Annotated in this window: 3 protein-coding genes; all 3 read right to left on the bottom strand. The window is 62.2% G+C overall.

Features of this window, described 5'->3' with window-relative positions:
- On the bottom strand, window positions 1-677 hold a 677-nt coding region (locus NZ746_10265), incomplete at its 3' end, for a hypothetical protein (protein ID MCS6817747.1).
- Between the two features lie 337 nt (window positions 678-1,014).
- Complete coding sequence (locus tag NZ746_10260) at window positions 1,015-3,396, bottom strand: serine hydrolase (GenBank protein MCS6817746.1); 2,382 nt, start codon at window positions 3,394-3,396, stop codon at window positions 1,015-1,017.
- Window positions 3,397-3,432: 36 nt separating this feature from the next.
- On the bottom strand, window positions 3,433-3,595 hold a 163-nt coding region (locus tag NZ746_10255), incomplete at its 5' end, for a penicillin acylase family protein (GenBank protein MCS6817745.1).

Below are 3,595 nucleotides of genomic sequence, written 5' to 3'. Positions count from 1 at the left end.
TCGAAATCGTTCACCCGTCCCTGGAATGACGGAAGCTGCGCTTCCAGCGCGCGCAGCCGACTCGCCGCTCGCGGCACGAGGCTCAACGGTTCTCTCCACTCCCGATGAACGGTCGTTCCCTCGATGACGCGCAACTGAATCTCGTACTCACCTTGCCCGAGCCCACGGATGGGCATGGTAAAGTCAACTGGCGGGTTCAGCGGCGCGATGATGTCGGTGGCCACGACGCGATCCTGGTGAAGCAATGACCAGCGCACTTCCAACGATCGTCCCGGGCGTGGCGTTGAATAAGCGGTGTGCAGCGTCCAGCGCGGCGCCGCTTCTTGCGTCGGATCGAGGAGGCGCGGACCGCGAATCACCAGAGCGTCGGCCCATTGCCGCTCTGCCGACGGCGTGCCCGCTTGTTCGAGCTTGAAGATCGCTTGCGCGACGGAGCGACACGTCTCGGCGAAGCGATTCAGGAAAAAGTTGCTCACCGCCTGCGAGATCATCGGCACAGCCCGCGCGCGCGCCTCTTCAGAGTCTCGGGCTCGCTCCCAAGCCGCGTCCAATTCCCTCAATTTCACCGCCAGGTCGCGGCGCGTGGCTTGAGTGGTTTGAGCGATCGCGCCGCTGCACAAGCAGAGCACAATCGCAACAGCGCCATTCACACGGCCCACGAGACCAAAACGCCTCATAACGCAAAGGTTCCTTTCGGGATGCTTGCCATCGTTCACCGAGCCATCTGAGTCTAGGACATTGCAATCCCTCGGTCAACATTTGGACGGAGTATGCCGAAACCTCTCGCGCCTTCTTCGAATCGCGCTCGGAGACAAAGCCGCGCGTTCGAGAACTTCCGCGCGAAAGGATCTCGCGCTCTCGCTGTCCACATGCGGGCGACCGATGGACGGGCGGTGAGAGCGCGACGGACGCTCATCGAGGAAGATCACCGAGACGATCCGACGCCGGAGCCACTCTCCGAAACGACGACCAGAGCGACAAGGAGCAGGGAAGGACGCATCCGCATTCGAGTCGTCAGTTGCGGGTTCGGCTCCGGCGGCGAGGATCGTCGCGCGGGATCTGGTCGAAGGGGAGGTTGAGGATGGGGTAAGCCTCCCAGTCTTTGTAATCGAAGTGCCACCATTCGGCGGGATAGACGATGAAGCCTTCAGCTTCCATCGCTTCCCGCAATCGCTCGCGATGCCACCGTTCGAGCGACGTCCCTCCGGGATAATCGGGATAGGCGCGATCGGACATCTCGTCGTAGACGCTCGGCATGCGCACGGCCCGTCCGGTTCTCTGATCATACAGCGTCAGATCAATGGCGCAGCCGCGATTGTGGCGCGATCCCACGGCGGGATCGGCGACGAAAATTCTCTTGTCGGGCGGCGTCGCTTCCCAAAAGATCTTGGTCACGTACCAGGGCCGATAGGCATCGTGAATGAGCAGACCGAGACCTTCGGCTTTCAGTTTGCGATGCGCGCGCACGAGCGCTTCGGCGGCCGGGCGCTGCAGAAAAGCGCGCGCTTCGGAATAAACCGGCGTGCTCAAGAAATTGTTGGTCGTGGCATAGCGAATGTCGAGTTTGAGCGTGGGATCGAACCGGATGAGTTCCACGAGCTCTGGTTCTCGCGTCGCTCCGCGAGCGACGGGCGGCGTGGCGGCCAGAGCTTCCCGTCGCAATTCTTCTACCGGCCTCATCGGCGTGATGCGAAATACATTCCCCTCTTCAGGACCCACGGCCCGTCGTTTGAAGACGATGCCTTCCAAGCTGACGGCGGTGGCGCGTCCGCGCCGATCGCGAGTGAACGTTAATTTCTCGCCGTCATAGAGGCCTCGGGCGGGAAACTGAAAGACATCGCGGCGCAGTTCCCGCAGGGGATAGAAGAAGAACCACTCGATGAGGGCGTAGAGCTGCCCGTTCTCCTCCAAAATGTAGAGGACGTTGTGATCCCAGCCGTATTCGCCGATGAGTCCGCGCCAACGGGGGGGAACCGGAGCCGGTCGTGTCGCGGGAATGCGCTCGTATTTCTGCCCGTTGATGAGCAAGCCATCGGCGCTCAACTCGAGCGTAGTGCCGAAGGCGTGTCGGTCGTCCACGATCAATTGACCACCGGCTTGCCGGATCCTCACCCGGAGCCCTCTGAGGAAGGCATACACCTCGCGGCCTCGCCGAATCACATCAACGACCTCTTCTCCTCGACGGTAGCGTCCGCGCAGTCGCTCGGCCATCTCCGGCGGAACAGGCGATGTCGTCACAAGTGTCGGAAGCGGCCGATTCTCTCGCACGGCGAGCAGAATGCGCAGAGCGGCATCGGCGATGCGCTCCACCACCCTATTGGAAAAATCTTTCGTCGCGACCACGACGACGCCCAGCTTTTGGTCGGGCAAGGCCGCTAATTCGGTGGCGAATCCGTAGATCGCGCCGCCGTGACCGATGCGCCGATGGCCATCCAGTCGCGAGATGGCGAAGCCGATGCCAAAGCCCGACGCTTCTCCTGCGAACTGCGGCGTCCACATCTCCGCTAACGTCTGCGGTCGGAGCACGCCGCGACCTCCAGCGAACAAAGCGCTGAGGAATCGCGCCAAATCCACTACCGTCGAATACATGCTGCCGGCGGGAGCCATGCCGAGTTGGAACGTGGGCGCCTCGAAGACGCGGCCGTGATAGGTCCACATATACCCCTTGGCCAGATCGCGAATCAACTCCGGCTCCGGCTCGAACGAACTTTTGCTCAAGCCGAGCGGCTGCAACACGGCTCGCTTCACGTATCGCGCGAAGGGCTCTCCCGAGAGCCGCTCCAGCACAGCGCCGACGACAGCGATGCCGGCATTGGAATACTTCGTCCTCGCGCTCGGCGGATAGATCAGTTCGGTCTCGTTCAAACTGGCGACCGTCGCCGCGAGCGTCGGCTCCGTGGGATCAAAGTAGTGACCGACGGGCGGCTCGCGCACGAGTCCGGCACGATGCGACAGCAACTGACGCAACGTGATCGGCGTCCCAAAAGGGTTCTTCGGTCGAAAATCGGGCAGAACGCCGGTGATCGGCGCGTCGAGGGAGAGCTTGCCCTGTTCCACCCATTGCATGATGGCGATGGCAGTGAACAGCTTGGACACAGAGCCCACTCGATAGACGGTCCCCGGTGTGGCTGGAATTTTCCGCTCCGGATCGGCGTAGCCGAACCCGCGCGCCCAGATCAGCCGCTGATCATCCACGACAGCGATCGAGAGCGCCGGTAAGTCCTTGTCGGCCATCTCGTGCCGGATGAACGGCTCGAGAACAGCCGTGAGCGCAGCGCTCGCCTCTGGCTGGATCGCCTCAACCGAAGCCCTAGAGCTAACGTTCCATGGCCCGACGCACCACGCGCCGAGAAGGAAAAGCGCGACGACGGATCGGACGATTCGATCGCTCATCATCGTTCGCTCCTGCGAAGATCGCGACGGTCGAATCCTTCAGCCCGTCGGCTGAAGCGGTTGCAACCGCTCGCGTCGAATGGTGACCGTTTCGATCTTAGCGCGAGAGAAGAAGACGGGGAAATAGCGTCCGTCTTTCCAGAGTTCGAACAGGTCGCGATAGTGAGGGCTGGTGGGATCGCCCGATTGTCCTGGGGCGTTC

It is taken from the genome of Blastocatellia bacterium (assembly GCA_025055075.1).
Lineage (GTDB): Bacteria > Acidobacteriota > Blastocatellia > HR10 > HR10 > HR10.
The sequence above is the reverse complement of the archived record's forward strand: the minus strand, read 5'-3'. Positions and strand labels throughout refer to the sequence as shown.

Excerpts from the sequence above, each read along its gene's own strand:
- NZ746_10260 (MCS6817746.1), bottom strand. The coding sequence starts at position 3,396 with ATGATGAGCGATCGAATCGTCCGATCCGTCGTCGCGCTTTTCCTTCTC.